Consider the following 23,702-nt stretch of genomic DNA (forward strand, 5'->3'; position numbering starts at 1 on the left):
ATGGAGCAATGGAATGGATTTAAAGGTACCAAATGGAAAGAAGGCGTAGACACTAGAGACTTTATTCAAAACAACTACACTGAATATCGCGGTGATGACAGCTTTTTGGAAGGCCCAACAGAAGCAACAGAAAAATTATGGGATGAATTGCAAAAGCTGAATGATATCCAATTCGAACGTAACGGTGTTTATGATATGGACACAGAAATCGTATCAACCATTACTTCCCACGATGCAGGCTATTTGGATAAAGATTTGGAAAAAATCGTCGGTCTACAGACAGACAAACCTTTGAAACAAGCATTCATGCCGTTTGGTGGAATCAATATGGCTAACAATGCGCTGAAAAGCAATGGCTATACACCAAACGATGAATTAACACATGTTTTCACTGACTGGCGCAAAACACATAATCAAGGGGTGTTTGATGCTTATACTGCTGAAATGCGTGCAGCTCGTAAAAACAAAATCATTACAGGGCTTCCAGACGCTTACGGTCGCGGACGTATCATCGGCGACTATCGTCGTGTGGCATTGTATGGAATCGACTATTTGATGGAACAAAAGAAAAAAGATCATGATATGACTGGTTATCATACGATGAGTGAAGAAGTGATTCGTTTACGTGAAGAAATCACTGAACAATATCGTGCATTAGCACAAATGAAAGAAATGGCTGCAAAATACGGCTATGATATCTCTAAACCAGCTGCAAATGCAAAAGAAGCTGTCCAATGGTTATACTTCGGTTATTTAGCAGCAATCAAATCACAAAATGGCGCTGCGATGTCAATCGGACGTATCTCAGCATTCCTTGATATCTATATCCAACGTGATTTGGATAATGGAGTAATCACAGAAAAAGAAGCGCAAGAATTGATCGATCACTTAGTAATGAAATTACGTATGGTCAAATTCGCGCGTACACCTGAATACAACCAATTATTCTCAGGATTCCCTATCTGGGCTACTTTATCCATTGCTGGTATGGGCTTAGATGGTCGTTCATTAGTGACGAAGAATGATTTCCGTCTGCTTCATACATTGACAAATATGGGACCTTCACCAGAACCAAACTTGACTGTTTTGTACTCTGAACACCTTCCAGAAGGATTCAGAACATATGCGAGCCGAATCGCTATCGAAAGTTCTTCGATTCAGTTCGAGAATGACAATCAGCTTCGTGAACAATGGGGTTCTGATGATTGTGCGATTGCTTGCTGTGTATCAGGAACAGTTGTTGGAAAAGACATGCAGTTCTTTGGTGCTCGTGCTAACTTGGCTAAAACACTATTATATGCTATCAATGGTGGGGTCGATGAAGTGACTGGCGCCCAAGTTGGACCAGAATATCGTCCAATCACATCAGAAGTACTAGATTTTGAAGAAGTGAAACATAACTTCATGAACATGATGGATTGGTTAGCAGAACTATATGTCAATACGTTGAACATCATTCATTACATGCATGATAAGTATTCTTATGAAGCAGCTCAGCTTGCCTTGATGGATTCTGACTTGCAACGCACATTTGCTACAGGTATTGCTGGAATCTCTCATGCGGCAGACAGCTTGTCAGCCATCAAATATGCAAAAGTAAAAGCAATCCGTAATGAAAAAGGAATAGCAGTTGATTTTGAAGTAGATGGCGACTTCCCTAAATACGGAAATGATGATGACCGTGCAGATGAATTAGTTTCATGGATCTTGGAATACTTCATGGGACAAATCAAACGTCATAAAACTTACCGCAACTCAAAACCAACAACTTCATTATTGACGATTACTTCAAATGTTGTTTACGGTAAAAATACAGGAAATACTCCTGATGGCCGTGAAGCTGGAAAACCACTTGCGCCAGGAGCAAACCCAAGTTACAATGCAGAACAAAGTGGGTTATTAGCCAGCCTGAACTCAACAGCTAAAATGAATTACGGTTGTGCATTGGATGGAATTTCAAATACCCAAACAATCAATCCTTCTGGTCTTGGAAAAGAACAAGATACAAGAATCGAAAACTTGCGTAATGTCTTAGACGGATACTTCTCAAAAGGCGCTTATCATTTGAATGTCAATGTATTTAGTAATGATCTATTACGTGATGCAATGGAAAATCCAATGAAATATCCGAACTTGACGATCCGGGTATCTGGTTATGCAGTTAAATTCCGTGACTTGACAAGAGAACAACAACTAGATGTCTTGATGAGAACGTCACACGATAGAATGTAAAAAGTTTGTGAAACAGCCTTTCGACTCAGTGCCGAAAGATCGTTAGATATCCTTCGCATCATAATCGAATGATCAGTATGCTTATTTGAAAGACACGATTTACAGGGGCAGGACATGTATGTTCCGTCCCTGTAAATTTTACACATAACGAAGCGGTGATTGCCAAAAATTTTGTTCAAAAAGCTTCGCTTCGACAGCTAACTTGTACTTAAAATGAAATCAAAGAAAAGATGTGAATTTAAATGGAAGAAAAAACAATCGGCTATGTTCATTCTATCGAAACTTTCGGTTCAGTAGACGGCCCTGGACTGCGCTTTGTCGTGTTTATGCAAGGATGCCGCATGCGTTGCCAATTCTGTCACAATCCTGATACTTGGAATATTGGCGGAGGGAAAGAGTACTCAGCAGATGAACTTTTAGATAAAGCGGAACGCTTCAGACCTTACTGGGGAGATAAAGGTGGTATTACTGTTAGTGGCGGAGAGCCTCTATTGCAGATCGATTTTTTGATCGAACTATTTAAAAAAGCAAAAGAGCGGGAAATGCATACCACATTGGATACATGCGGAAAACCTTTTACGTATGAAGAACCCTTCTTCTCTCGTTTTCAAGAATTGATGAAGTATACAGACTTACTGTTATTTGATATCAAACACATCGATAATGAAGAGCATAAAAAACTAACGCATTGGGACAATGAAAATATTTTAGAAATGGCGCAATATTTGTCAAAAATCAACAAACCGGTTTGGATTCGCCATGTACTAGTCCCTGAGCGAAGTGATTATGATGAATATTTGATCCGACTAGACAACTTTATCCAAACCTTGTCAAATGTAGACAGAGTAGAGATCCTTCCTTACCATACGATGGGAAAATACAAGTGGGAAACACTTGGTTTGAAATATCCATTAGAAGGGATCGAACCACCTACAAAAGAACGTGTCGAAAATGCTAAACGATTGCTTCATACAGAAGAGTATACAAAATATTTAACGCGATAGAACGCATCGGAAAGAAGTTAAGTATTGCTTCTTTCCGTTTTTTTGCTATTATTAAATAGGAGAAATCACAAAGGAGCGAATGACATGTCAAAAATTTTAGTTTTTGGTCACCAAAATCCAGATACAGATGCAATTGGGGCAGCCATTGCCTTTTCACACTTGCAAAATGAATTAGGTAACGAAACAGAAGCAGTTGCTTTAGGTACACCTAACGAAGAAACACAATACGCATTAGACCACTTTCAACTATCTGCACCACGAGTAGTAGAGTCAGCTAAAGCAGAAAATGCCGATGTCATGCTTGTGGATCATAATGAATTCCAACAAAGTATTTCAGATATCAGCGAAGTAAATATTTTGGCTGTAGTAGACCACCATCGTATTGCAAACTTTGAAACAGCTAATCCATTGTACTATCGTGCAGAACCAGTTGGATGTACAAGTACGATCATTTTAAAACTATATAAAGAAAACCAAGTAACGATCCCTAAAGAAATTGCTGGGATTATGCTTTCAGCTATCATTTCAGATACATTGTTGTTCAAATCGCCAACATGTACGCCTGAAGACGAAGCAGCTGCAAAGGAACTTGCAGCAATTGCTGAAGTAGATCTAACTGCCTATGGTCTTGAAATGTTGAAAGCCGGAACGAATCTAAGTGATAAATCAGCTGCGGTTCTTCTTGATTTGGATGCAAAAAGTTTCCCAATGGGCAGTTCCAATGTGCGTATCGCTCAAGTCAATACAGTGGACCTGAATGAAGTGATGGATCGACAAGCAGAACTAGAAGCAGCGATGGAAGAAGAAATGAAAGCAAATGGCTACGATTTATTCGTATTAGTTGTCACAAATATCTTAGACAGCGATTCAGAATTACTTGTTGCTGGTAAAGGTAAAGAAAAAGTAGAAGAAGCTTTCCAAACAACTTTGACCAATAACCGAGCTTTGCTTAAAGGTGTCGTTTCACGTAAAAAACAAGTCGTACCTCAGTTGACGGCTGTATTCAGCTAATCAAATGGTAGGATGAAGCATTCAAAGTGAATGGGATAAGCGATTGAATAAAAAGAAACACAGAACATACTAAAAGTCTAAGAAATGGAGGAGAATAACAGTCAAACATGACTCTTGTTCTTCCTCCTTTTTATGTAAAAGCCTTTTAAGTAAAATAAAATGGATAGAAAAGAGAACATATATGAACTATTATTATTCAAAAAATAAGGAAAATTTTTATCAAAAACTGACCGGTGATCCGCTTTTTTCTTTATTGACCGATTATCTATATGAACATCGAGAAAAAGAAACGATTCTAAGAGAATTGAAAAAAGAATTTCCGCAAAACAAATTTTCTCATTTTCTTGATCTATTGATCGATGCAGGATTAATCAAGAGAGAAGAACGAAGATATCATTTGAACTTTCCAGTATTTGATTCCAACGATTACTTGCAACAAGCCACTTCGGCTGCTGAAACCATAGCCGACCAATTGAAGAGACTCTCTGTTGCTGAACAAAAATTAGCGATGGGAGAAGTTATTTGGGCGTATTGTTTTGAAGATGAACGAAAAGAAGCGTATTTTTATGGAGTAAGAAACAGCCGAGAGACAGAATTGCTGAGAACGACTGCTGGAAATCAGAAGTACCGTTTTATTACACTTTCCTCTAAAGAACACTTTCCGCTTACGTTGGCTAATTATTTTTTTATACAAAAGAATCAGCTTCCTGTAACGAAGGCATTCAAAGAATTAGCCGAACTTATTGGAGATGTAAATGAAGCGTACTTTTTTGATCAAATAGAAGTTATCGTTGACAGGATACGTAAAAATAAATATAAAAATCGTCGGCCTAGTATTTTCCATCAGTCACTACTTGTGACGGATACCATAAAGGAAGAAGAATCATTTACACTAGTATTGCCTATTGTCGAAAAAAACAATCTTGAGATCGAATTTCCAACATTGGATCCTTCATTGACAATGGAGGAAACGGCCTTTCTTAAACGACAAATCTTTTCTGAGCTGAGCAAGAAATTTATGCCGCATGCATTTTCTTATATCAAAGAATATGGAACAATATAGAACAGCTTTGGTGAGTAGAATCTAAGAGAGCAGTAAGCAAAAATCAGGTGTTTATACTTATAAAATACATTTTAAGTTGATCAACCTATTGGAAATGATACCCTTTTCATCTATAATGATATAAGAATTAAATATGTTTGATTTGCAGGGGGACGCTATGGCGTTGAGAAGGTAAAACCTGACCCTTTGAACCTGTTGGTTGATACCAGCGTAGGGAGCAAATGTCTTTTTTGTTGATACAAAAGGCATTCTTCTTACTTGAAGAATGCCTTTTTACTTTTTAAGGAGGGAAAAGTAGTGAAAAAAGTACTTAGTATTGCAGGATCAGATTGTAGTGGGGGAGCTGGTATACAAGCCGATTTAAAAACATTTTCGGCGCATGGTATTTATGGTATGTCTGTTATCACTTCTGTAGTTGCTGAAAATACGGCTAGAGTCATTTCCTATCAAAACATTTCACCGCAAATTATTAATGAACAAATGGATGCTGTTTTTGAAGATATTTTCCCAGAAGCTGTAAAAATTGGCATGCTCTCTTGTGAGGAAACAATGCTTGCTATTACAGCCGGATTAAGAAAATGGCACCCTCATAATATTGTGGTTGATCCAGTGATGTATGCTAAAAATGGGGATGCTCTAATGGAACCAAAGGCAATTAATACGCTGATTGAATCAGTTCTTCCTTCAGCTACCCTAATCACACCGAATATTCCAGAAGCTGAAAAAATAGCTAGGTACTCAATTTCATCAGTAACTGATATGGAATCAGTTGGACGGATCATTTACGAAACTTGTGGTACTTCTGTTCTTATTAAAGGCGGACATAAAATAGGAGAAGCAACTGATGTTCTTTTTGATGGGAAACAGTACTATTACTACACGTCTGAACGAATCAATACTAAAAATACTCATGGTACAGGCTGTACCTTTTCTTCCGCTATCGCCGCTCAACTAGCTTTGGGAAAATCGTTGGACCAAGCTATACAACAAGCAAAACAATATATCACTACTGCAATTCAGCATTCCTTAGAAATTGGCCAAGGTCACGGCCCAACCAATCATTTTTATTCACTATATAAAAACGGTCTGAAGGAGGAATGAGCAAATGAATACATTTATGCAAACTGCCATCCAGAAAGTTCGATTAAACGCTCCTTTGATTCATCACATAACAAACTATGTAACGGTCAATGATTGTGCTAACATCACCTTAGCAATTGGTGCTTCTCCTATCATGGCAGATGATGCACAGGAAGTGCTTGAAATAACTACGATGTCAAATGCATTAGTTCTAAATATCGGTACATTAAATGAACGTACAATTGTCTCTATGCTTCTTGCAGGAAAAAAAGCGAATGAACTTGGCATTCCAATTATACTTGACCCTGTTGGAGCTGGAGCATCTCGATTTCGAAATGAAACAGTTAAAAAACTATTAAATGATATTCATTTTTCAGTTATTCGAGGAAATATATCTGAAATGTGTTTTTTAGCTGGATTGAAAAGTAGCACTAAAGGTGTGGATGCTTCACTTGAGGATATAGGAAAAGAAAACGAAGTTGAGGAACTTGCTTTATCACTTGCTTCTTCTCATCAATGTATTACAGCCATTACAGGTAAAACAGATATTGTCTCTGATGGTATTCAAACCATTCAAGTTAAAAATGGTTGTTCTGAAATGAGCCGTATTACAGGAACTGGCTGCATGTTGACTTCTTTGATTGCGAGTTTCTGCGGTAGCTGTCCTAATTCTCTTTTTGAATCAACGACAAGTGCAGTGATTGCAATGGGCATAGCAGGTGAATTATCCTATGAAAAATCAAAAGAATTAGGAACAAGTAGCTTTCGAATGAATCTTATTGATGAAATCAGTAAAATGAGCGACCAGAAACTAGTACAGCGAGGTAAATATTTTGAAACTAAACATTGATTATCGTTTGTATTTAGTAACTGATCCACACTTATTCAGCACCAATACATTGACTGAAGCAATTGAACAAGCAATAGAAGGTGGTGTTACTTTAGTACAACTTCGAGAAAAAGAATTGGATTCCGGCCCATTTTATGAGGAAGCTCTAGAAATCAAACAACTAACAAAAAGCCAGAATATTCCTTTAATTATCAATGATCGTGTAGATATCGCTTTAGCGTGTGACGCTGATGGGATTCATATTGGTCAATCTGATTTGCCCATTGAAACCGTTCGAAAACTAATTGGAAAAGATAAAATAATCGGTGTTTCTGTCCAAACCCTTCAAGAAGCAATTGAAGCAGAAAACGGCGGTGCAGATTATCTAGGGATTGGTGCAATGTTTCCTACAACTACTAAAGAAGACGCGATTCAAGTAACAAATGATGAACTAAAAAAGATTTGTCAAAAAGTTTCTATTCCTATTGTATTAATTGGTGGAATAAACCAGCAAACAATCCCGTATTTTAAAGACTTTCCCATCCAAGGATTTGCGGTTGTTTCAGCTATATTAGCTAAAAATAAGATTAAAGAAGCTAGCCAAGAACTTTTACGATTAATTGATCAAACAATTTCTAGTTAACAAATATTATTTTCTAGTTACTTAACAAAAATTACTTTATTACCATATAAAGATAAAAAATCGGCCATTTAAAAAGAAAATGACAGGTAAGCATATAAGAGGGGGCTGTGACAAAAGACTTGTCACAGTCCCTTCTTATTTCTTGAAGCTGACCACTTCGGTCACAATCTCTTTTTAGTCAGGTTAAGACAATATTTTCTAGAGCATCAACTATTGCTGTAAAATGAATGATCAAATGATAACAGTATGATCGTTTCATGTTCTGTACATTGAAATAGACTTATAGTAGACCAACTATTTTAACGTAAATAACCGCCATTATTTAAGTCGAAAGTAGCACCGGTATAATGAGAACTTTCCTCTGAAAGTAAAAAATGGACAGTATCAGCAACATCTGACGGTAAAACTGGATCTTTGATTAGATGGTGCTGCTGGTATTCTTTCTTTCGCCATTCTGGAATGGTAGCCATCATTTCTGTATCTACCATTGTGGGAGCAACAGCGTTTACTAAAACTTGTGGAGAAAAGCGTAAAGCCAAGCTTTTAGTCAAACCAAGCAAAGCTGCTTTGGATAAACCATATAAGGCATCTGAACTACCTTCTTGGCCAGAGATAGAAGAAATGTTAATTATTCTCCCTTGAGTTTCTTTATCTATAAGATGCTGAATGAAAAATTTTGAGAATATTGTAGCACCTTTAATATTTATTTGTAAAACTCGATCGATCGCAGATTCATCGTAGTCCAATAAACTTAATGCATTGTATACACCTGCATTATTAACTAAGCCGTAAAGTGATTGAGCCGAAATGTTTGTAAAAAAACTTTCTACAGCTTGATAATCAGTCACATCAACGCAAGCGAGTGTAAGATTTGGATGGGAAGAAAAATTCCCTAGCTTATCTTTATTATTATCAACAGCAATAACTTGATAACCAGCCTTTAACAAACGATTCGTAAGTGCTTGGCCGATTCCACCAGCTGCTCCAGTTATGATTACTTTTTTCATTATTTTCCCTCCAAGTGATAGATGAACATGTTTGTTTCTAGAATAACTATTTCTTACTATACAACTTAAATTGTTTTTCGTATAGATGAATTATATTTTGTTATATTTTTAAGTGAAAAAAGAAATTAACTTTGATTCAAACAAATTGATTTTTTTATGTGAGTTATTGGTGAAGACTACTATTTATACACAGAAAAAGTGATAAGAAGTATTTTATTATTTAAATTCTGGAAATGTTTTTCAGTTATCATAACAAGTGTTATAATGTATGAGAATTGACAGTTTTTTGAAAGAGGTTCTTATAGCGACAAGCAAAAAAGTTTAAAAAAGATAATTGTTGATCAATTGAGACCTCTGATTGATCAGTAGACTAACTATAAATTTAGGAGAATAACATGCGAGAGAGTGTATCTTTAAAAACAATTTCAGAAGAAGATTTGAGAGATATTTGGGAAATCAGTTTTGGGCCAAAAGCAGATTTGGAATGGATGAAGTTCAACGGCCCCTATTTTAAAGACCCAGTACAAACATGGACAGAATTTTCTACAGGATATGGGCGATCACTTATCAATAGTCCAATGAGCAAGGCTATAATGTTTGATCATAAGATAGTAGGATTGGTTACTTCCTATTGGGCTGATTCTAATTTAAAACAATGGTTAGAAGTTGGGATCTCGATATATGATTCTAGCATTTGGGGCAAGGGAATCGGAAGTATTTCTCTTTCTTTATGGTTAAAAGAATTATTTGAGTATTTTGCCTATCTACCACATATTGGATTCACTACATGGTCTGGAAACAAAGGAATGCAAAAAATTGGTGAGAAATGTGGAATGACAAAGGAAGGAGTCATAAGAAAAGTTAGGTTTTTAAATAATCAATATTATGATTCAGTCAAGTATGGCATTCTAAGGGAAGAACTAGCCGATTAGATTAGGAAGTCCAGTTGGTGATCCAGAATCACTCAGAAACGAATGGTAAGTCATTATTAATCATCTATCCAATCTTGGGTTATTTTTTTAGATTGAAGTGTTTAAAACTAAAAAAGCATTTATGAAGTCGTAATAGTCAGGCTTCAAAATGCTTTTTATTTTGTTTCTTTTTTCTTTGCCACATAAATACACCTAGACTGACGATGAAGAGCATATCCAACAGATTTCCTGCGACTTGGATCGTCGAAGGGTTGGCCAATGGTATCAACGCAAGGACAAAAAAGGAAAACAAGCTGTAGATAAAACATGTGACAGGAACTAATCGAAAGAAGAGCGGACATTTCAATTGGCTAAAAATTAGTGAAAAAATAAAATAGGTGAAAATAGATAAAATCACGACTAAACCATTCATGATAAAGAAGAAAAGCGTATTGTGATTAAACGAATAAAAAAGGATAGCTAAAAAAGAAAACGTTTTAAATGCAATCAATACACCTGAAGCTTCATTTAACGTACCAGGATGTCGATGAAAAAAATAGGCACCGAAATACACAGAAAACATCAAGCCGCATAGAGAAGATAGAATCAAAAAAAACGGATTTTCTTCGGTTTCTGTAATATCAGAATGATCCAAAAGCAACCAGCCTAATGCACTAGAAGGCGCATGTGAGGTCTTAACGTACGAATAACATAGAAAAAATAAAATCGTCAAAGTTGCAAAAAAAGAGCCTAAATGTAAAAAATTAGTTGTTTTACGTTGAATTTCCATAATATCTCCAAATTAAATTGATAAGTATATAAAGTATAATAACAAATCAATGAGTATATGTCGATGTTTTTTAATCAAAATTATAAATAAAAACTGTCGAACATCTAAAATTTAATTTATATGTTCGACAGTTTTTTAGTTTGTGAGTTATTTTCCTTGTCTTTTTCTTACTTTTTTAGTCCAAAAACCACCTGAAATATATTTTGGTTCATATGAGATGATGAAAGCACGCTCTTCAATTTCTTTGATCAGACGATACAGTTCACGTTCGCTTTTTCTAGGAGAAAGTATTTCCAGGACCAGTCGCTCGCCTTCTAGACCCATTGCAGAAGTTTGTGTCACACCGTAACCGTGTTCTCTCAGTATACCAGGCAAACTTTTATCTTCCGCGCTATTTGCTGGCAAAATCGTTGTGACCATGATGTATCCTAATGCCAGCTTGTCTTCAATCAAAATCCCAACACTGATACCTACTGCGTAACCTAACGCATAGACAAATAAATTCAGCGGATTATCTAAACGATCCAATATAAGAGATAGCCCCACGATATAGATCGTGATCTCAACCATACTGACAAGGGGAGCAATCAGCCGGTAGCCTTTCATTGTCAGCATAAAACGTAACGTGTTCAAAGTGATATAAGCAAAATTGATGAGGAAGATCATCCCCAACATTTTAGGATCAATCATTTGTAAAACTCCTTTCATTTGTATAACAACAATATCAAAAAAAATCGTAAGTGAAGAAAAATTGAAACTTTATTGGTACCAAAAAATGATAAAATGATTATAATAGAATTATAAAGATAGGTTAGGTGATTAAAATGAAAACGGTCAATCGAGTGTTTTGTGCCAGCCACGTGCTCAGTCTCCTTCTCAGTATATACTTAGGTGTCTATGCGATTCAACAGCCAATTGATGTAGAGAACATTGTTTTTCAGATGTCGCTGACAGATGGTTTGATTCTAAGCGTTTTTTTCTTTTTGATACTATTTATTGGTAATATTTTCGGTAGCGTTGCCAGTTTTTTGAATTTCTCTATTTATCCTCTCCTTTCGCTAGCATTAGGAGTGGTGGGGCTTTGTTCCCTATTCTTATTTCCTGAGCCATTCAGTCCTGCATTTATATTATTTGGTATACTGAACCTGTTCCAGACGACTGTCGGATCATGGTTGCTATGGCGATCAGGAAATTTAATGAAAATAGGTGAGTAACCATTGAATCCAATTATATTGAAACGTTCTGTCAATCAAATTCCAGTGTTAGAGGTTGTCCTGAAAGAATTAAGAGAAGAACGGATTCCCGTTGTTATCTATTATCACGGATGGCAGACAAGTAAGGAGTTAGTTTTGACACAAGGAAGGAAAATTGCACAGCAAGGTATTCGTGTGATCCTGCCAGATGCGATGAATCATGGGGAACGCAAACAGCCAATTTCTTCTATTCCATCCTATACATTTTGGGATAGTATCTACGGGAACTTGTTTGAGTTTGACACGCTTATCAAGCATTTAGAAAAAAGAGATCTTTTACATGATCGGCTTGCAGTTGGCGGGGTTTCGATGGGTGGAATGACAACATGCGCGTTGCTAGCTAAGCATCCTCATATAGCAGCAGGTGTATGTTTGATGGGTTCTCCTGCACCTCTGGAATATGGGAAAGAAATTGCAAGAAGAGCGTCAGAATACAATTATATCTTGCCAAAAGACTATTTTGATTTGATCTCGTGGGTCAAGAGTTATGATTTATCATTGCAGCCGGAAAAGTTAGCTGGACGCCCTCTGTTCTTTTGGCATGGACAAGCAGATGAAAAGATTCCTTATATACAAACGGAAAGATTTGTAGAAAAAAACCGGCATGAGCCTTACGGAAAAGAAATTGTTTTTCGTTCCTCCAAAACACAGCGACACATGGTACAAATACCACTGATGGAGGAAGCTTCCGCTTTTTTAGCAAAGAATTTGATAAAAAAATAGAAATAGCTGAATCGGAAAATCACTTAAGGAGGATAGGAGATTTTCTGATTTTTCTTTTGGGCTATAATGAACCCTGTTAGGAAAATTTGGTATAATTGGTAGTAAGAACGACAACATGTTAGAAAGGAAGAGAGCATGCCCACTTTAGCAGATGTTGCAAAACGTGCCAATGTTTCAAAAATGACGGTTTCTCGAGTCATCAATCATCCGGAACAGGTGACGGATGAATTGAAAGAGTTAGTTTTCTCAGCAATGGCTGAACTGGATTACCGCCCAAATATTGCTGCAAAAGCACTTGTCACGAATCGGTCACAGATCATCAAATTATTTATACTGGAAGAAATCGACACAACTGAGCCATATTACATGAATTTGCTGATGGGGATCGCTAAACGGATCGGAAAAGCGCATTATTCTCTCCAACTAGTTACAAATGACGCATTCGATGTCGGTTCTTGTGATGGATACATCATCACAGGTGTCAGAAAAAAAGACTTCGATTGGATTGACCGCTTGGAAAAACCAGTTGTTTTGTTTGGAGAAAATTGTGAAGGATATGACTATGTAGACAGCGATAATGAATATGGTACAGCAAAAGCAACTCAATATGCCTTAGAAAGAGATTACCAAACAGTTATTTATATCGGGATCGAAGTGGATGAATCTTTTGAACTTTCAAGGGAAGCTGGTTACTTATCTGTGATGAAGGAAGCTGATCTTCCAAGTAAGATCTTGCGATTTCCAAATCATTCGACAGAAGTAGAAAGATATATGATAGAAAACTGGGCAGGTTTCACCGATAAAACTTGTTTTGTATGCAGCTCAGATCGACTGGCACTAGGAGCGGTAAGAGGAATTGTAAATGCTGGTGGGCACTTGCCGGAAGAATTTGGTGTGATCGGCTTTGATGGCGTGTTTTTAGACCAAATCAGTTCGCCTAAATTGACAACGATCAAGCAAGATATTATCCGTATGGGGGAAGTATGCGGGGAAATGTTGCTGAAAAAAATAGAAGAGAAAGGGGCAAGTCAAGGTTATCGTCGTTTTTTCCCTGAACTAGTCATCAGAGAAACGACAAATTAAGCCTCATTACTTTTTATATATTTATGAAATTCATCGCTATTTTCTTAAAATAATCAGCGCATTGCTACTGAAAACAAAAAATCTGTGCTATTATTGAGAAAAGTTCCATTTTTGAGAAGGATGGTTTGAATGAAAGAAATCAGACGAAAACATTTCCGTTTTCCTGCGTATGATGACGAGTTAGGCGTAAAATTAACCAGCGAGAAGAAGCGGGTATTATTTGACGGACAGGAAGATCTTTTGACTGAACAGAATCAGCACCCGTTTGAACAAATGAAAGAATTCCATTTCACGAACACAAACACTGAACAGGTCCGACGCAAGCGCCGTGCAACAAATGGATTGAAGTCAGCTCCGCGTAAGGAAAATTTGGAAAAACATAAAGAAAAATTACCGGATTATACTGGACATCATCAATCAGAACTCACGTCGACTGGACGGAAAAAACTTTTTGGTGAGTCTTCTCGTCCTGTCAGGCAAAGTGAAACGAGGACAGAGTCTCGAAATACTATGAGAAATTCATCTGTGGACACAAAGGTACGGGAACGTTCTTATTTTGTTCCTAAATATGTACCTGCATCCATTATTCCAGACCCTAGAGAAAGTAAAATTTCTGAAGAGCATTTGATTGAATCAATGAAAAAAACAGATGACTCTTATCTGTTGTTTGATACAGAACCAACGCCTTATCAAGAAAAAAGAAATGATGAGCCGTCTGTACGCACGTTCAATCGAACAAAAACATTAGAAGAAACAAAGCAGTCAGAAGAAAAAAAATCGAAAAAAAGCCATGGTATCTTAGAACGTTCACTGCAAGGGCTGATTGACGATCAGGGAAATTCTTTAGGAGAGAATAGCTATTTTAAATAAGAAAAATACAACCTTGTATTATGTTATAGTGAGGAAGGAAACGCTGCGGCGTTTCTTTTTTATACTCTACTCGAAAGATTATATCGTAACCTAATCTTTTTTTCTTAGCTGATGTTTTCTGCCGTGAGCAAGAGGAGAAAGGGTGAAGAGTAAAAAACAAACTATTTTCACAGATTGTCTGCAAAAATAGTCTGTTTTCATATTTTTATAAAAAATTTTATTGAAAGAATATACGTTGTAGTTTACATAATGATTTTTCAGTAAAGTGAATAAAATAGTAAAAATAAGAATCAGTGCTCTAACTGTTCAAGAGGATCAAGTGGTTCAAATGTTTCTGTAGTCTGTTTTGCTTCCAATTGGGGCAAAACAGGTCCAATTTCCAGATACTTCACTTTATTCAATGTATAAGATAGAATAGAACAGCTAAGCAATGTATACAGAAAATGTGTGAGATCCAAATAAAGCAAGGAGACAACTAAAATACCAAAAGTGATCAAGAAAAGACTTTTGCCAATCTTAATATGAAAATATTTTTCAATGGATTGATAAATGATATCTGTTCCGCCTGTGCTTCCGCCAAATCGAAAGACGAGACCGCAACCAATGCCAGAAAGAATCCCGGTCATCAAACTATTGATCAGTAGACTATCTACAGCAAAATGTATATGAAGGCTTTCCCATAAATGTAAAAAGAAAACCAGCGCAAATGTTCCGACGATCGTCCGAAGAAAAGCGTGTTTTCCAAAAAGAAACAATGAGATAAGCAGTAAAGGTAAATTAAAAAGCAGCGAAGTGATAGAAGGCGCGAATCCAAAAAGATTATGCAAGAGCAAAGCAATACCAGTAACACCACCGTCTGCCAGTTTAGATGGAATATTGATGCCTGTCACAGCCAATCCATAGATTCCTGCGCCTAAAATGATTCCGCACAATTCTGTCAGTAAATTTAATTTTTTCATTTCTAGCCTCTTTTCTTTTGAAAATTTTCAGCAACCTCTTCATTATACTGACTTATACTCTTTCTTCAAGAGGAAAATGAAAAAAATTTATTTTTGGTTGTTTCTTCCAAATTATCAAAAAGGAGTGGAAAAATGCGAGCAGCAGACTTATTGACAATTCTTACAAAATCACCCAAAAAAACAGATTATCAAGGTGTTTTTTTGGCTCAAGACCAAAAACTGATTCCTGTGACAAGAATCCAGATAAATGAATCGTATCAATTCATCTTTGTGTTTGAACAAGGCAAAGCACCACTTGCTATGAAAGAGGTTTTTATTTTTTTGATGAAGAACCGTGAAAAAGCTGTTTATTATCAGTCAAAAGAAGAACTCATTCCGCTTTATGGAGTGAAAGAGATAGAAAATAAAGTGGTGATATAAGTAAAAATAAGAAAACAAAACGTTTATGATGCCAAAACAACCGTTTTTTACATTTTTGACAAAAAAGTGTCATGATACAGTATAATACTTGTTGAACAGGCCAATAAAGGTGTTCTCCCCCACGAGATTTCTACTTTATTGGCTGTTTCTTTTTATTTAAAAGAAAAGTTGTATATGAAAAAAGATACGGTTGATTCCGAGTGATCATTTCGTATAGATGTATTTGATTTTCGTTGTGAAGAAACGAGAACCAAAAAATCTATACGATTTTGCTGCTCGGATTCTTTTTTTATCCGCATATTTAGAGGTGATATTTCTATTAATTACTGACGCCTAGTAGGGTTAAGGCAAGTCAAGTTAGTTGGGAAAATGTAAAGAAATGTTTATACTTAAAGAATAACAGAAAGGAAGGTCGCATGAATAATTTTATACAAACATTAAGTGAAAGAAAAGGTGAGTTGCTGGAAGCTGCATTTCAACATCTGTCTATTTCTCTCATTTCTTTGCTGATTGCAGCACTGATTGCTATTCCTCTAGCAATTTGGGCAGCTAATCATAAAAAAATGGCAGAAGTCTTATTGCAGATCACGGGTGTGCTTCAAACGATTCCTTCACTTGCCTTATTAGGGTTACTTATCCCATTTGTAGGGATCGGAACTGTTCCAGCATTGATTGCACTTGTTATTTACGCTTTGCTTCCGATTTTCCAAAACACGTATATTGGTCTAGCTGAGATTGACCCGTCTATTGAAGAAGCGGCGGTAGCATTTGGTATGTCCAGAATGAGACGCTTGCTGAAAGTAGAACTTCCCATCGCATTGCCTGTCATTATCTCAGGTATCCGAACTGCCTTAGTTTTGATCATCGGTACGGCTACTTTGGCGGCATTGATCGGAGCAGGTGGATTAGGAACATTTATTTTATTAGGTATCGACCGCAACACACCAGTTTTGACATTGATTGGTGCAATCAGTTCTGCCTTGCTTGCCATTATATTCAGCGGATTGATTCGCTGGTTGCAGCATAAGAAACCTCGATATTCTATCATTACTTTAGCAGCCGTGGTGTGTTTAGTTGGGGGCGTTTCTTTATATCAGTCTGCCTTGTTTAAAAATGAAACCATCACGATTGCTGGAAAATTAGGAGCGGAACCTGAAATCCTGATCCAAATGTACAAAGAATTGATTGAAGACAACACAAAAACAGAAGTTGAATTAAAACCGAATTTCGGCAAGACTAGTTTTTTGTTCAATGCCTTGGATCAAGGGCAAATCGATATCTATCCTGAATTCACAGGGACTGTCCTAGAAAGCTTGGTGAAGGTACCTGAAGCAATGAAAAGTGCTGATTTGACAAAAGAAAAAACATATGACGAAGCAGAAGAATTATTGAACAAACAATTCGATATGACATTATTGAAACCAATGGCTTATCAAAATACGTATGCCTTGGCGGTCAAGAAATCTTTTGCAGACGAGCATCAACTTAAAAAGATTTCCGATTTAGCAGCAGTTTCTAATCAGATCAAAGCGGGATTCACACTGGAATTTATTGATCGTTCCGATGGATATAAAGGAATTCAAGAAGCATATGGATTGAATTTTTCAAGTGTACAAAGCATGGAACCAAGTTTGCGTTACCAAGCAATCAATAATGGAGATGTCAATATTGTGGATGCTTATTCCACAGATAGCCAACTCAAGGAGTATGATCTAGTCACTCTAGAAGATGATCAAGGGCTATTCCCAGCTTATCAAGGCGCGCCACTGATGAAAACAGATTTCGCCAAGGACCATCCTGAAATCGTTGAAGCGCTGAATAAATTAAGCGGAAAAATAACAGAAAATCAAATGATCAATATGAACTATCAAGTCAATGTCGAAAAGAAAAAACCGGCAGAAGTAGCACGAACCTTCCTGGAAAACGAAGGATTACTAAAGGAGGGAGATCAGTGACTAAATTAATCGAATTCAAACATGTGCAAAAAAAGTACGATGGAAAATATGTCATTGATGACCTAACTCTTGCAATCAAAGAAGGAGAAATCTTTGTTTTGGTTGGGCCTTCTGGTAGTGGAAAAACAACTACTTTGAAAATGATCAATGGATTATCTAAACCATCAGCAGGAGACATCTACTTCAAAGGAAAATCGTTAAATGAATATAATCTGCAGAAAATGCGGTGGAATATGGGGTATGTGCTGCAGCAAATCGCTTTGTTCCCGACCATGACAGTCAAGCAAAACATTGAAGTCATCCCTGAAATGTTAGGTTGGGAAAAGCAGAAAAGAGCAGACCGTGTAGATGAACTTCTTCAAAAAGTTGGCTTATCTCCTGATATTTATCGAGATCGTATGCCTAGAGAGTTGTCTGGAGGAGAACAGCAACGAATCGGAATCATCCGAGCTATTGCTGCAAGCCCAGATGTGATTTTGATGGACGAGCCATTTAGCGCATTAGATCCTATTTCAAGAAATTCATTACAAGAATTAGTTTTATCTTTACATGAAGAACTGGGAACGACCATCGTTTTCGTTACGCATAATATGGAAGAAGCAATCAAGCTAGGAGATCGTATTGCGTTTATGAAAGATGGAAAAATTATCCAATGCGACACACCAGAACAGTTATTGATGAATCCTAAAAATGAATATGTACGGCATTTCTTTGATGAACCGAAACAGACGAAAGAATGGCGAGTCGAAGATTTAGTCGTCAATGGATATTTTTTAAAAGAAGTACCAAAAAACAGTCATCAACAAGTTTGCCTTGATACGCCACTGAAAGAAGTGTATTCACTTCTTTCAGTGTACCCAAACATTGTGATAGTAGAAAAAGGAAAAAATATTGGTTCACTGACAAGTAAAGAAGTCTTTACTTTTTTAAGTAGAGAGGAGGAAGAAAATGAAAACATATGAGGCAATCGTCATCGGTTCAGGTGTGAGCGGCTTAAGTGCTGCTTACGGATTGAAAGAAGCAGGTAAAACAGTACTAGTGGTCGAAGAAGATCTATGGGGCGGGACTTGTCCTAACCGTGGATGTGATCCTAAAAAAGTCTTGTTGAGTGCAGTAGAAGCCCGTAATCGGATAAAACAATTGAATGGAAAAGGATTTAACGAGATCCCAACCGCTAATTGGGAAGAACTCCAAAAATTCAAACGCACATTCACAGATCCAGTTCCAGAAAATCGGAAAAAACAATTGGCAGAAGCTGGAATCGATCATCTTTCAGGGACCGCTCGTTTCTTAGACGACTCATCTATTGAAGTCAATGAAGAAGTTTTTCATGGAGATTACTTTGTTCTGGCAACAGGACAAAGACCCACGATCTTACCAGTGGAAGGAAAGGAATACTTGAAGACTAGTGCAGATTTTTTATCATTGCCTGTACTGCCTAAAGAAATTATTTTTATCGGCGGCGGATATATTGCTTTTGAACTGGCTACGATTGCCAATGCTGCAGGGAGTAAAGTAACCATTGTCCATCATAATCAACGACCATTAAAAGAATTTGAGGCGTCTTTGGTAGAGGAAGCCGTCCATCAAATGGAAGCATCTGGCATTCAGTTTGCTTTTGATGTTGAAACCCAAAAGATCATCTCGGAAGGATCTCGATATCGTTTAGTCGGAAAAGAGACGGAATTAGTAGCAGATATGATTTTTTGTGCGACTGGGAGACAGCCGAATACAGAATCTTTAGCACTTGAACAAGCGAATGTCGTCTTTGATAAACATGGGATTGAGGTCAATGATTATTTGCAAACGAGCAATCCAAAAATTTTTGCGTGTGGAGATATTGTTTCAAGGAAAACACCCAAATTGACACCAGTAGCCACTTTTGAAGGGAATTATGTAGCTAAGCGGATAACGGATGCAACAAGCGAACCTATCAAATACCCGATTATACCCACGATCGTCTACGCCAGTCCTAAACTTGCTGAAGTAGGAGTTACAAAAAGTCATACCTCTTCGTCAGATCAAGTGGTAGAGATGGATCTTACCAGTTGGTTCACCTATCATCGCGTCAATGAACCAGTTGCTAAGGCTGAATTGACCTTTGACCAGCAAAATTATTTGATTGGTGCTGCAGTGATTAGCGAGCAAGCAGATGAATTGATTGATGATTTGACACTAGTCATCAATCAAAAATTGACTAAAAAAGAGTTGGATAGCTATATCATGGGGTATCCGACATTGGCAAGTGATCTCTCCTATTTATTGAAATAATCAGCATGATAACTAAAGCGCTTGTTGCTTTTTCCTTCTTGTGCTACACTTTAAAAAATGAATACCTGTTTCTGGGGATGTCGTAGACGACATGAGAGTAAGTTGTGAACTTAGACCCATTGAACCTGTCAGTTAATACTGGTGAAGGGAGAAACATAGCAGACGCTTGAAGCGGGTTACTATGTCGTGCCCATTTCAAGCGTTTTTTGTTATCCATATTAGAAGAAAGGAGGCGTCTAAATGAAGAAAAATCTTTATCCAGCAGTCAGTATGGCATTCATTTTAATTATTTGGCAGATCGTTGTCTTAGTTTGGAAAATGCCCGCTTTTATTTTACCCGGACCTGCTGCTGTATTTTCTGCGTTAACAGCAGATGCACACGTATTGCTTTCCCATTCTGTCACAACATTAAATGAAGCAGTGATTGGTTTGGCAATAGCTAGCGTTCTTTCTTTTATTACTGCTTTGGTAATGGATTATTGGAAGTTCTTAGAAATGTCTTTTTATCCATTATTAGTGATTTCTCAAATGTTGCCAATCATGGTGTTAGGGCCATTACTGACCCTATGGTTTGGTTTCGGTATGCTTCCAAAAGTGATCCTTGTTGTCTTGATAAGCTATTTTCCGATCGTAGTTTCTTTTTCGGATACATTGAGGAAAGTATCAAAAGAGCAAATCATCTTTTTGAAAACGATGGGGGCAGATACAGGGAAGATTTATCGAATATATAAAATACCAGCGGGTTTATCCGGCTTCTTTTCCGGTTTAAAAGTGGCTGCTACTTATTGTGTCAGCGGAGCAGTCGTTGGAGAATGGCTAAGCGCTCAAGCAGGCTTAGGGTATTACATGATACGCGTAAAAAACAGCTACCAGATCGATAAAGTTTTTGCTGCGATCATTTGTGTCATTCTATTGAGTTTATTGCTGAATGGCGCTTGTTCATTATTGAAAAAAGGGTATTATCGTATGCTTTATATTTTTTAAGAGAAGGGGATCAAATGAAAAAATTATGGCTTTTATTACCGCTACTGTTGCTTTTATCCGCTTGTGGCACTGCAAAGGAAACAAGTAGCAAACAAGAAACAAAGGATTTGAAAAAAGTGACACTTGTTTTGGATTATGTACCGAATACTAATCATACTGGCATCTACCTAGCAAAAGAAAAAGGCTATTATAAAGAGGCTGGTTTAAATGTCCAAATCATCGAACCAGGAGATAATTCGACAAGTATTGGTCTAGTAGGTGCGGACAAAGCACAATTTGGTGTAAGTTATCAAGAAGATGTCACTTATGCTCACGCAGATGGACAGAATATACCAGTCAAAGCAATTGCTACAGTGATCAAACATAATACTTCTGGATTCGCCACCCTATCAGATAGTAACATCCATTCACCAAAAGATTTTGAAGGAAAAACATATGCAGGTTGGCAAAGTCCAAGTGAAGAAGCTGTCTTAAAAGCTGTGATGGAAAAAGACGGCGGTGACTTTTCAAAACTGACAATGGTAGGAAGCAATGGAGAAGGGCCAGAAAGCTTAGGAAAATCCTCAGATATCCAATGGTACTTTGAAGGTTGGGATATGATCAAAGCAAAAGAAGCGGGTATTGAACTAAACTATATCCCATTGAAAGAATTAGATGAACGGTTAGATTACTATACTCCGGTAATTATTACGAATGATCAACTGATCAAAAATGATCCAGAATTGGTACAGTCTTTTATGGATGCCACGAAAAAAGGCTATCAGGAAGCTATTAAGGATCCAAATGACAGTGCTAAACTGTTGCAAAAATATGCAAAAGAAAATGATCGGACGTTCTTAGAAGAATCACAAGCATTCTTGTCAAAAAATTATACGGATGATCCTGAGAATTGGGGATTGATGGAAGAAAAAGTTTGGCGCAATTATACAGCTTTTATGCAGGAAAACGGATTGATCAAGCAAGATGTACCTTCGCAAGAACTATTCACTAATCAGTTTATAAAATAGGAGTGATAGATATGTCAATCCAAATCAGCCACTTGAATGTAGTCATTGAAAACCTGAAAATATTAGAAGACATCCATTTCACTATCCCTAAAGATACCTTTACATCGATTGTCGCGCCAAGCGGAGCCGGTAAGTCAACATTGTTGAAAACTTTAACAGGAGTCCAGCCTATGACTTCTGGAACGATCAAAGTAGACGATCAAAAAGTAACTGGTCTCCATACAGCATTTAGTTATATGCCGCAAGAAGATATGTTACTTCCTTGGCTGAGCGTCTATCAAAACGTTACGTTATATCAAAAAATCAATCATCTAACAATCAATGAAGAACAAGTAAGGGATTATCTGGATATCTTTGGGTTAAACGGCTATGAACATTTTTTGCCGGAACAATTATCTGGCGGGATGAAGCAGCGAACGGCCTTGTTACGAACAATCATGAATCCTTCTTCTTACTTGCTTCTTGATGAACCATTTGGAGCGTTAGATGCTATGACCAGAGGGCAGATGCAAGACTGGATGCAGAAACTGCCTAAAAAAGCAAAGCGGACTACTTTGCTCGTGACACATGATATTGAAGAAGCAATTTATTTATCAGACAGGATTCTTGTGCTTTCCGCCCGTCCGGCACATGTGATTGCTGAGATTCAAGTGCCTGAAAAACGACGGTCACGTGAATGGCTACTGCAGCAATCAGAGTTGAAGCAAACGATTTATCAGTTATTGGCAGGTGAATTAGATGTTAAGTGATGCTCATTGCCATTTAGATGGGAGTCAGAGTTTAGCACTCCTTCAGCAGGAACACACGATTTTGACGATCATTAATTGTGATTCGCCAGAAGAATGGGAGGAAAACAGACGGCTTGCAACAAGCAAGAATCAAGTCTTAAGTTACGGTATCCATCCTTGGAAAGCGGATAGCTATACGTTTGCACAAGTTGAGCTTTTTTTGAAAAAAGCAAGGATCATCGGTGAAATAGGGTTAGACAATATCTGGACGAATGTGCCGCTGCCTACACAAAAAAGGGTGTTTGAGCAACAGCTTGCTTTTGCAGCCATAAATAAGAAACCTGTTGTACTGCATACAAAAGGATGCGAAAAAGAGATCTTAAGCTATATCCAAGCTTACCCTAATCACTATTTGATTCATTGGTATTCTTCTTTGGACTATCAACAAGACTATATTGATTTAGGCTGTTATTTCAGCATTGGTCTTGATTTGAAAAAGAACCCAGCAGTCTGGCAACTAGCTAAAACAGTCCCAATCGACCACTTACTTATTGAAACGGATGGACTACATGCAGCAGAGTGGGCATTAGGGGATAGTTTTTCAGAAAAAGATTATGTCTCACTGCTTGAAGAACAGTTAAAGACAATCGCTGAAATCAAAGAGCTATCAGTTGAAGAAGTTAAGAAAAATACTTATCAAAACTTGGAACGTTTCATTAGATTAGGTAAATAAAAAAGAGGTGTGACACAACTAGTGTCGCACCTCTTTTTGGCTTTCTTTGTATAAAAGTAAACCGTTCGATTAATAAATGAATCTTAGTACCAACCGTTTGCTTCCCAGAATGCTTTCGCAGCTTCCCAAGAACCATAACGTGAAGT

The 23,702-nt window shown here is 37.2% G+C and carries 24 protein-coding genes and 2 riboswitches; of the genes, 20 read left to right on the forward strand and 4 right to left on the reverse strand.

Features of this window, described 5'->3' with window-relative positions; all coding sequences use genetic code 11:
* The 7 genes from pflB (at window position 1) to thiE (ending at window position 7,862) form a co-directional block, all read left to right on the forward strand.
* Complete coding sequence (gene pflB / locus ESP02_RS00905) at window positions 1-2,232, forward strand: formate C-acetyltransferase (protein WP_002372302.1); 2,232 nt, start codon at window positions 1-3, stop codon at window positions 2,230-2,232.
* 242 nt (window positions 2,233-2,474) lie between these two features.
* The gene (gene pflA, locus ESP02_RS00910; RefSeq protein WP_002290235.1) at window positions 2,475-3,236 is read left to right on the forward strand and encodes a pyruvate formate-lyase-activating protein; all 762 of its coding nucleotides are present in this window, start codon (window positions 2,475-2,477) and stop codon (window positions 3,234-3,236) included.
* Between the two features lie 84 nt (window positions 3,237-3,320).
* Window positions 3,321-4,247, forward strand: coding sequence for a manganese-dependent inorganic pyrophosphatase (locus tag ESP02_RS00915; protein ID WP_002372303.1), 927 nt, complete (start codon window positions 3,321-3,323; stop codon window positions 4,245-4,247).
* Between the two features lie 181 nt (window positions 4,248-4,428).
* Window positions 4,429-5,310: a DUF1803 domain-containing protein gene (locus tag ESP02_RS00920; RefSeq protein WP_038398846.1), complete on the forward strand. Its 882-nt coding sequence runs from the start codon at window positions 4,429-4,431 to the stop codon at window positions 5,308-5,310.
* Window positions 5,311-5,446: 136 nt separating this feature from the next.
* Window positions 5,447-5,544: riboswitch (TPP riboswitch) on the forward strand.
* A gap of 63 nt (window positions 5,545-5,607) precedes the next feature.
* Window positions 5,608-6,411, forward strand: coding sequence for a bifunctional hydroxymethylpyrimidine kinase/phosphomethylpyrimidine kinase (gene thiD / locus ESP02_RS00925; RefSeq protein WP_025478235.1), 804 nt, complete (start codon window positions 5,608-5,610; stop codon window positions 6,409-6,411).
* 4 nt (window positions 6,412-6,415) lie between these two features.
* Complete coding sequence (gene thiM, locus ESP02_RS00930) at window positions 6,416-7,240, forward strand: hydroxyethylthiazole kinase (protein ID WP_025478236.1); 825 nt, start codon at window positions 6,416-6,418, stop codon at window positions 7,238-7,240.
* Window positions 7,224-7,862: a thiamine phosphate synthase gene (gene thiE, locus ESP02_RS00935; protein WP_002372317.1), complete on the forward strand. Its 639-nt coding sequence runs from the start codon at window positions 7,224-7,226 to the stop codon at window positions 7,860-7,862. The genes thiM and thiE overlap by 17 nt, the downstream gene beginning before the upstream one ends.
* 299 nt (window positions 7,863-8,161) lie before the next feature.
* On the opposite strand, the gene ESP02_RS00940 is transcribed toward thiE, so the two are convergent.
* Window positions 8,162-8,869, reverse strand: coding sequence for an SDR family NAD(P)-dependent oxidoreductase (locus tag ESP02_RS00940; protein WP_002372319.1), 708 nt, complete (start codon window positions 8,867-8,869; stop codon window positions 8,162-8,164).
* 395 nt (window positions 8,870-9,264) lie between these two features.
* Here ESP02_RS00940 and ESP02_RS00945 point away from each other — a divergent pair, with 395 nt between their 5' ends.
* Entirely contained in the window at window positions 9,265-9,801 is a 537-nt protein-coding gene (locus ESP02_RS00945; RefSeq protein WP_002372320.1) for a GNAT family N-acetyltransferase, read from the forward strand.
* A gap of 136 nt (window positions 9,802-9,937) precedes the next feature.
* Here the strand turns inward: ESP02_RS00945 and ESP02_RS00950 are convergent, their stop codons facing one another.
* Both ESP02_RS00950 and ESP02_RS00955 read right to left on the reverse strand, forming a co-directional pair.
* Window positions 9,938-10,570, reverse strand: coding sequence for a hypothetical protein (locus ESP02_RS00950; protein ID WP_002372322.1), 633 nt, complete (start codon window positions 10,568-10,570; stop codon window positions 9,938-9,940).
* Window positions 10,571-10,717: 147 nt separating this feature from the next.
* The gene (locus tag ESP02_RS00955) at window positions 10,718-11,260 is read right to left on the reverse strand and encodes a DUF2179 domain-containing protein (RefSeq protein WP_025478238.1); all 543 of its coding nucleotides are present in this window, start codon (window positions 11,258-11,260) and stop codon (window positions 10,718-10,720) included.
* 134 nt (window positions 11,261-11,394) lie between these two features.
* Between ESP02_RS00955 and ESP02_RS00960 the strand changes: the two genes are divergently transcribed.
* The 4 genes from ESP02_RS00960 to ESP02_RS00975 all read left to right on the forward strand — a co-directional run bounded on the left by ESP02_RS00960 (window position 11,395) and on the right by ESP02_RS00975 (window position 14,499).
* Window positions 11,395-11,784: a hypothetical protein gene (locus ESP02_RS00960; protein ID WP_002290241.1), complete on the forward strand. Its 390-nt coding sequence runs from the start codon at window positions 11,395-11,397 to the stop codon at window positions 11,782-11,784.
* 3 nt (window positions 11,785-11,787) lie between these two features.
* Entirely contained in the window at window positions 11,788-12,546 is a 759-nt protein-coding gene (locus ESP02_RS00965) for an alpha/beta fold hydrolase (RefSeq protein WP_025478239.1), read from the forward strand.
* Between the two features lie 135 nt (window positions 12,547-12,681).
* A complete protein-coding gene (locus ESP02_RS00970) occupies window positions 12,682-13,629 on the forward strand; it encodes a LacI family DNA-binding transcriptional regulator (protein WP_002372328.1) in 948 nt (315 codons plus the stop codon).
* A gap of 129 nt (window positions 13,630-13,758) precedes the next feature.
* Complete coding sequence (locus ESP02_RS00975; RefSeq protein WP_002372330.1) at window positions 13,759-14,499, forward strand: hypothetical protein; 741 nt, start codon at window positions 13,759-13,761, stop codon at window positions 14,497-14,499.
* A 290-nt stretch (window positions 14,500-14,789) separates the two neighbouring features.
* On the opposite strand, the gene ESP02_RS00980 is transcribed toward ESP02_RS00975, so the two are convergent.
* Complete coding sequence (locus ESP02_RS00980; protein WP_002372333.1) at window positions 14,790-15,458, reverse strand: YitT family protein; 669 nt, start codon at window positions 15,456-15,458, stop codon at window positions 14,790-14,792.
* 132 nt (window positions 15,459-15,590) lie between these two features.
* Between ESP02_RS00980 and ESP02_RS00990 the strand changes: the two genes are divergently transcribed.
* From ESP02_RS00990 to ESP02_RS01025, 8 genes are all read left to right on the forward strand, one after another.
* The gene (locus ESP02_RS00990) at window positions 15,591-15,878 is read left to right on the forward strand and encodes a hypothetical protein (RefSeq protein WP_002372335.1); all 288 of its coding nucleotides are present in this window, start codon (window positions 15,591-15,593) and stop codon (window positions 15,876-15,878) included.
* A 416-nt stretch (window positions 15,879-16,294) separates the two neighbouring features.
* Window positions 16,295-17,833, forward strand: coding sequence for an ABC transporter permease/substrate-binding protein (locus ESP02_RS00995; protein WP_002372338.1), 1,539 nt, complete (start codon window positions 16,295-16,297; stop codon window positions 17,831-17,833).
* Entirely contained in the window at window positions 17,830-18,795 is a 966-nt protein-coding gene (locus ESP02_RS01000) for an ABC transporter ATP-binding protein (protein WP_002372344.1), read from the forward strand. The genes ESP02_RS00995 and ESP02_RS01000 overlap by 4 nt, the downstream gene beginning before the upstream one ends.
* Window positions 18,782-20,104: an NAD(P)/FAD-dependent oxidoreductase gene (locus tag ESP02_RS01005; protein ID WP_002372346.1), complete on the forward strand. Its 1,323-nt coding sequence runs from the start codon at window positions 18,782-18,784 to the stop codon at window positions 20,102-20,104. Before ESP02_RS01000 ends, ESP02_RS01005 begins: the two co-directional genes overlap by 14 nt.
* 62 nt (window positions 20,105-20,166) lie before the next feature.
* Window positions 20,167-20,271, forward strand: a riboswitch (TPP riboswitch).
* 73 nt (window positions 20,272-20,344) lie between these two features.
* Window positions 20,345-21,088 carry an ABC transporter permease gene (locus tag ESP02_RS01010; protein WP_002372349.1) on the forward strand — a complete coding sequence of 248 codons (744 nt, stop codon included), beginning with the start codon at window positions 20,345-20,347 and terminating at the stop codon, window positions 21,086-21,088.
* A 14-nt stretch (window positions 21,089-21,102) separates the two neighbouring features.
* Window positions 21,103-22,095, forward strand: a complete 993-nt coding sequence (locus ESP02_RS01015; RefSeq protein ID WP_025478240.1) for an ABC transporter substrate-binding protein — start codon at window positions 21,103-21,105, stop codon at window positions 22,093-22,095.
* Window positions 22,096-22,106: 11 nt separating this feature from the next.
* On the forward strand, window positions 22,107-22,844 hold the full coding sequence (locus ESP02_RS01020; RefSeq protein WP_002372353.1) for an ABC transporter ATP-binding protein: 738 nt from the start codon (window positions 22,107-22,109) through the stop codon (window positions 22,842-22,844).
* Window positions 22,834-23,556, forward strand: a complete 723-nt coding sequence (locus tag ESP02_RS01025) for a TatD family hydrolase (protein WP_002372354.1) — start codon at window positions 22,834-22,836, stop codon at window positions 23,554-23,556. Before ESP02_RS01020 ends, ESP02_RS01025 begins: the two co-directional genes overlap by 11 nt.
* Window positions 23,557-23,702 lie beyond the last annotated feature (146 nt).

This window comes from Enterococcus sp. NBRC 3427, assembly GCF_007996925.1.
GTDB lineage: Bacteria > Bacillota > Bacilli > Lactobacillales > Enterococcaceae > Enterococcus_B > Enterococcus_B lactis.

Excerpts from the sequence above, each read along its gene's own strand:
- pflB (WP_002372302.1), top strand. The coding sequence starts at position 1 with ATGGAGCAATGGAATGGATTTAAAGGTACCAAATGGAAAGAAGGCGTA.
- pflA (WP_002290235.1), top strand. The coding sequence starts at position 2,475 with ATGGAAGAAAAAACAATCGGCTATGTTCATTCTATCGAAACTTTCGGT.
- ESP02_RS00915 (WP_002372303.1), top strand. The coding sequence starts at position 3,321 with ATGTCAAAAATTTTAGTTTTTGGTCACCAAAATCCAGATACAGATGCA.
- ESP02_RS00920 (WP_038398846.1), top strand. The coding sequence starts at position 4,429 with ATGAACTATTATTATTCAAAAAATAAGGAAAATTTTTATCAAAAACTG.
- thiM (WP_025478236.1), top strand. The coding sequence starts at position 6,416 with ATGAATACATTTATGCAAACTGCCATCCAGAAAGTTCGATTAAACGCT.
- ESP02_RS00940 (WP_002372319.1), bottom strand. The coding sequence starts at position 8,869 with ATGAAAAAAGTAATCATAACTGGAGCAGCTGGTGGAATCGGCCAAGCA.
- ESP02_RS00945 (WP_002372320.1), top strand. The coding sequence starts at position 9,265 with ATGCGAGAGAGTGTATCTTTAAAAACAATTTCAGAAGAAGATTTGAGA.
- ESP02_RS00950 (WP_002372322.1), bottom strand. The coding sequence starts at position 10,570 with ATGGAAATTCAACGTAAAACAACTAATTTTTTACATTTAGGCTCTTTT.
- ESP02_RS00955 (WP_025478238.1), bottom strand. The coding sequence starts at position 11,260 with ATGATTGATCCTAAAATGTTGGGGATGATCTTCCTCATCAATTTTGCT.
- ESP02_RS00960 (WP_002290241.1), top strand. The coding sequence starts at position 11,395 with ATGAAAACGGTCAATCGAGTGTTTTGTGCCAGCCACGTGCTCAGTCTC.
- ESP02_RS00970 (WP_002372328.1), top strand. The coding sequence starts at position 12,682 with ATGCCCACTTTAGCAGATGTTGCAAAACGTGCCAATGTTTCAAAAATG.
- ESP02_RS00975 (WP_002372330.1), top strand. The coding sequence starts at position 13,759 with ATGAAAGAAATCAGACGAAAACATTTCCGTTTTCCTGCGTATGATGAC.
- ESP02_RS00980 (WP_002372333.1), bottom strand. The coding sequence starts at position 15,458 with ATGAAAAAATTAAATTTACTGACAGAATTGTGCGGAATCATTTTAGGC.
- ESP02_RS00990 (WP_002372335.1), top strand. The coding sequence starts at position 15,591 with ATGCGAGCAGCAGACTTATTGACAATTCTTACAAAATCACCCAAAAAA.
- ESP02_RS00995 (WP_002372338.1), top strand. The coding sequence starts at position 16,295 with ATGAATAATTTTATACAAACATTAAGTGAAAGAAAAGGTGAGTTGCTG.
- ESP02_RS01005 (WP_002372346.1), top strand. The coding sequence starts at position 18,782 with ATGAAAACATATGAGGCAATCGTCATCGGTTCAGGTGTGAGCGGCTTA.
- ESP02_RS01010 (WP_002372349.1), top strand. The coding sequence starts at position 20,345 with ATGAAGAAAAATCTTTATCCAGCAGTCAGTATGGCATTCATTTTAATT.
- ESP02_RS01015 (WP_025478240.1), top strand. The coding sequence starts at position 21,103 with ATGAAAAAATTATGGCTTTTATTACCGCTACTGTTGCTTTTATCCGCT.
- ESP02_RS01020 (WP_002372353.1), top strand. The coding sequence starts at position 22,107 with ATGTCAATCCAAATCAGCCACTTGAATGTAGTCATTGAAAACCTGAAA.
- ESP02_RS01025 (WP_002372354.1), top strand. The coding sequence starts at position 22,834 with ATGTTAAGTGATGCTCATTGCCATTTAGATGGGAGTCAGAGTTTAGCA.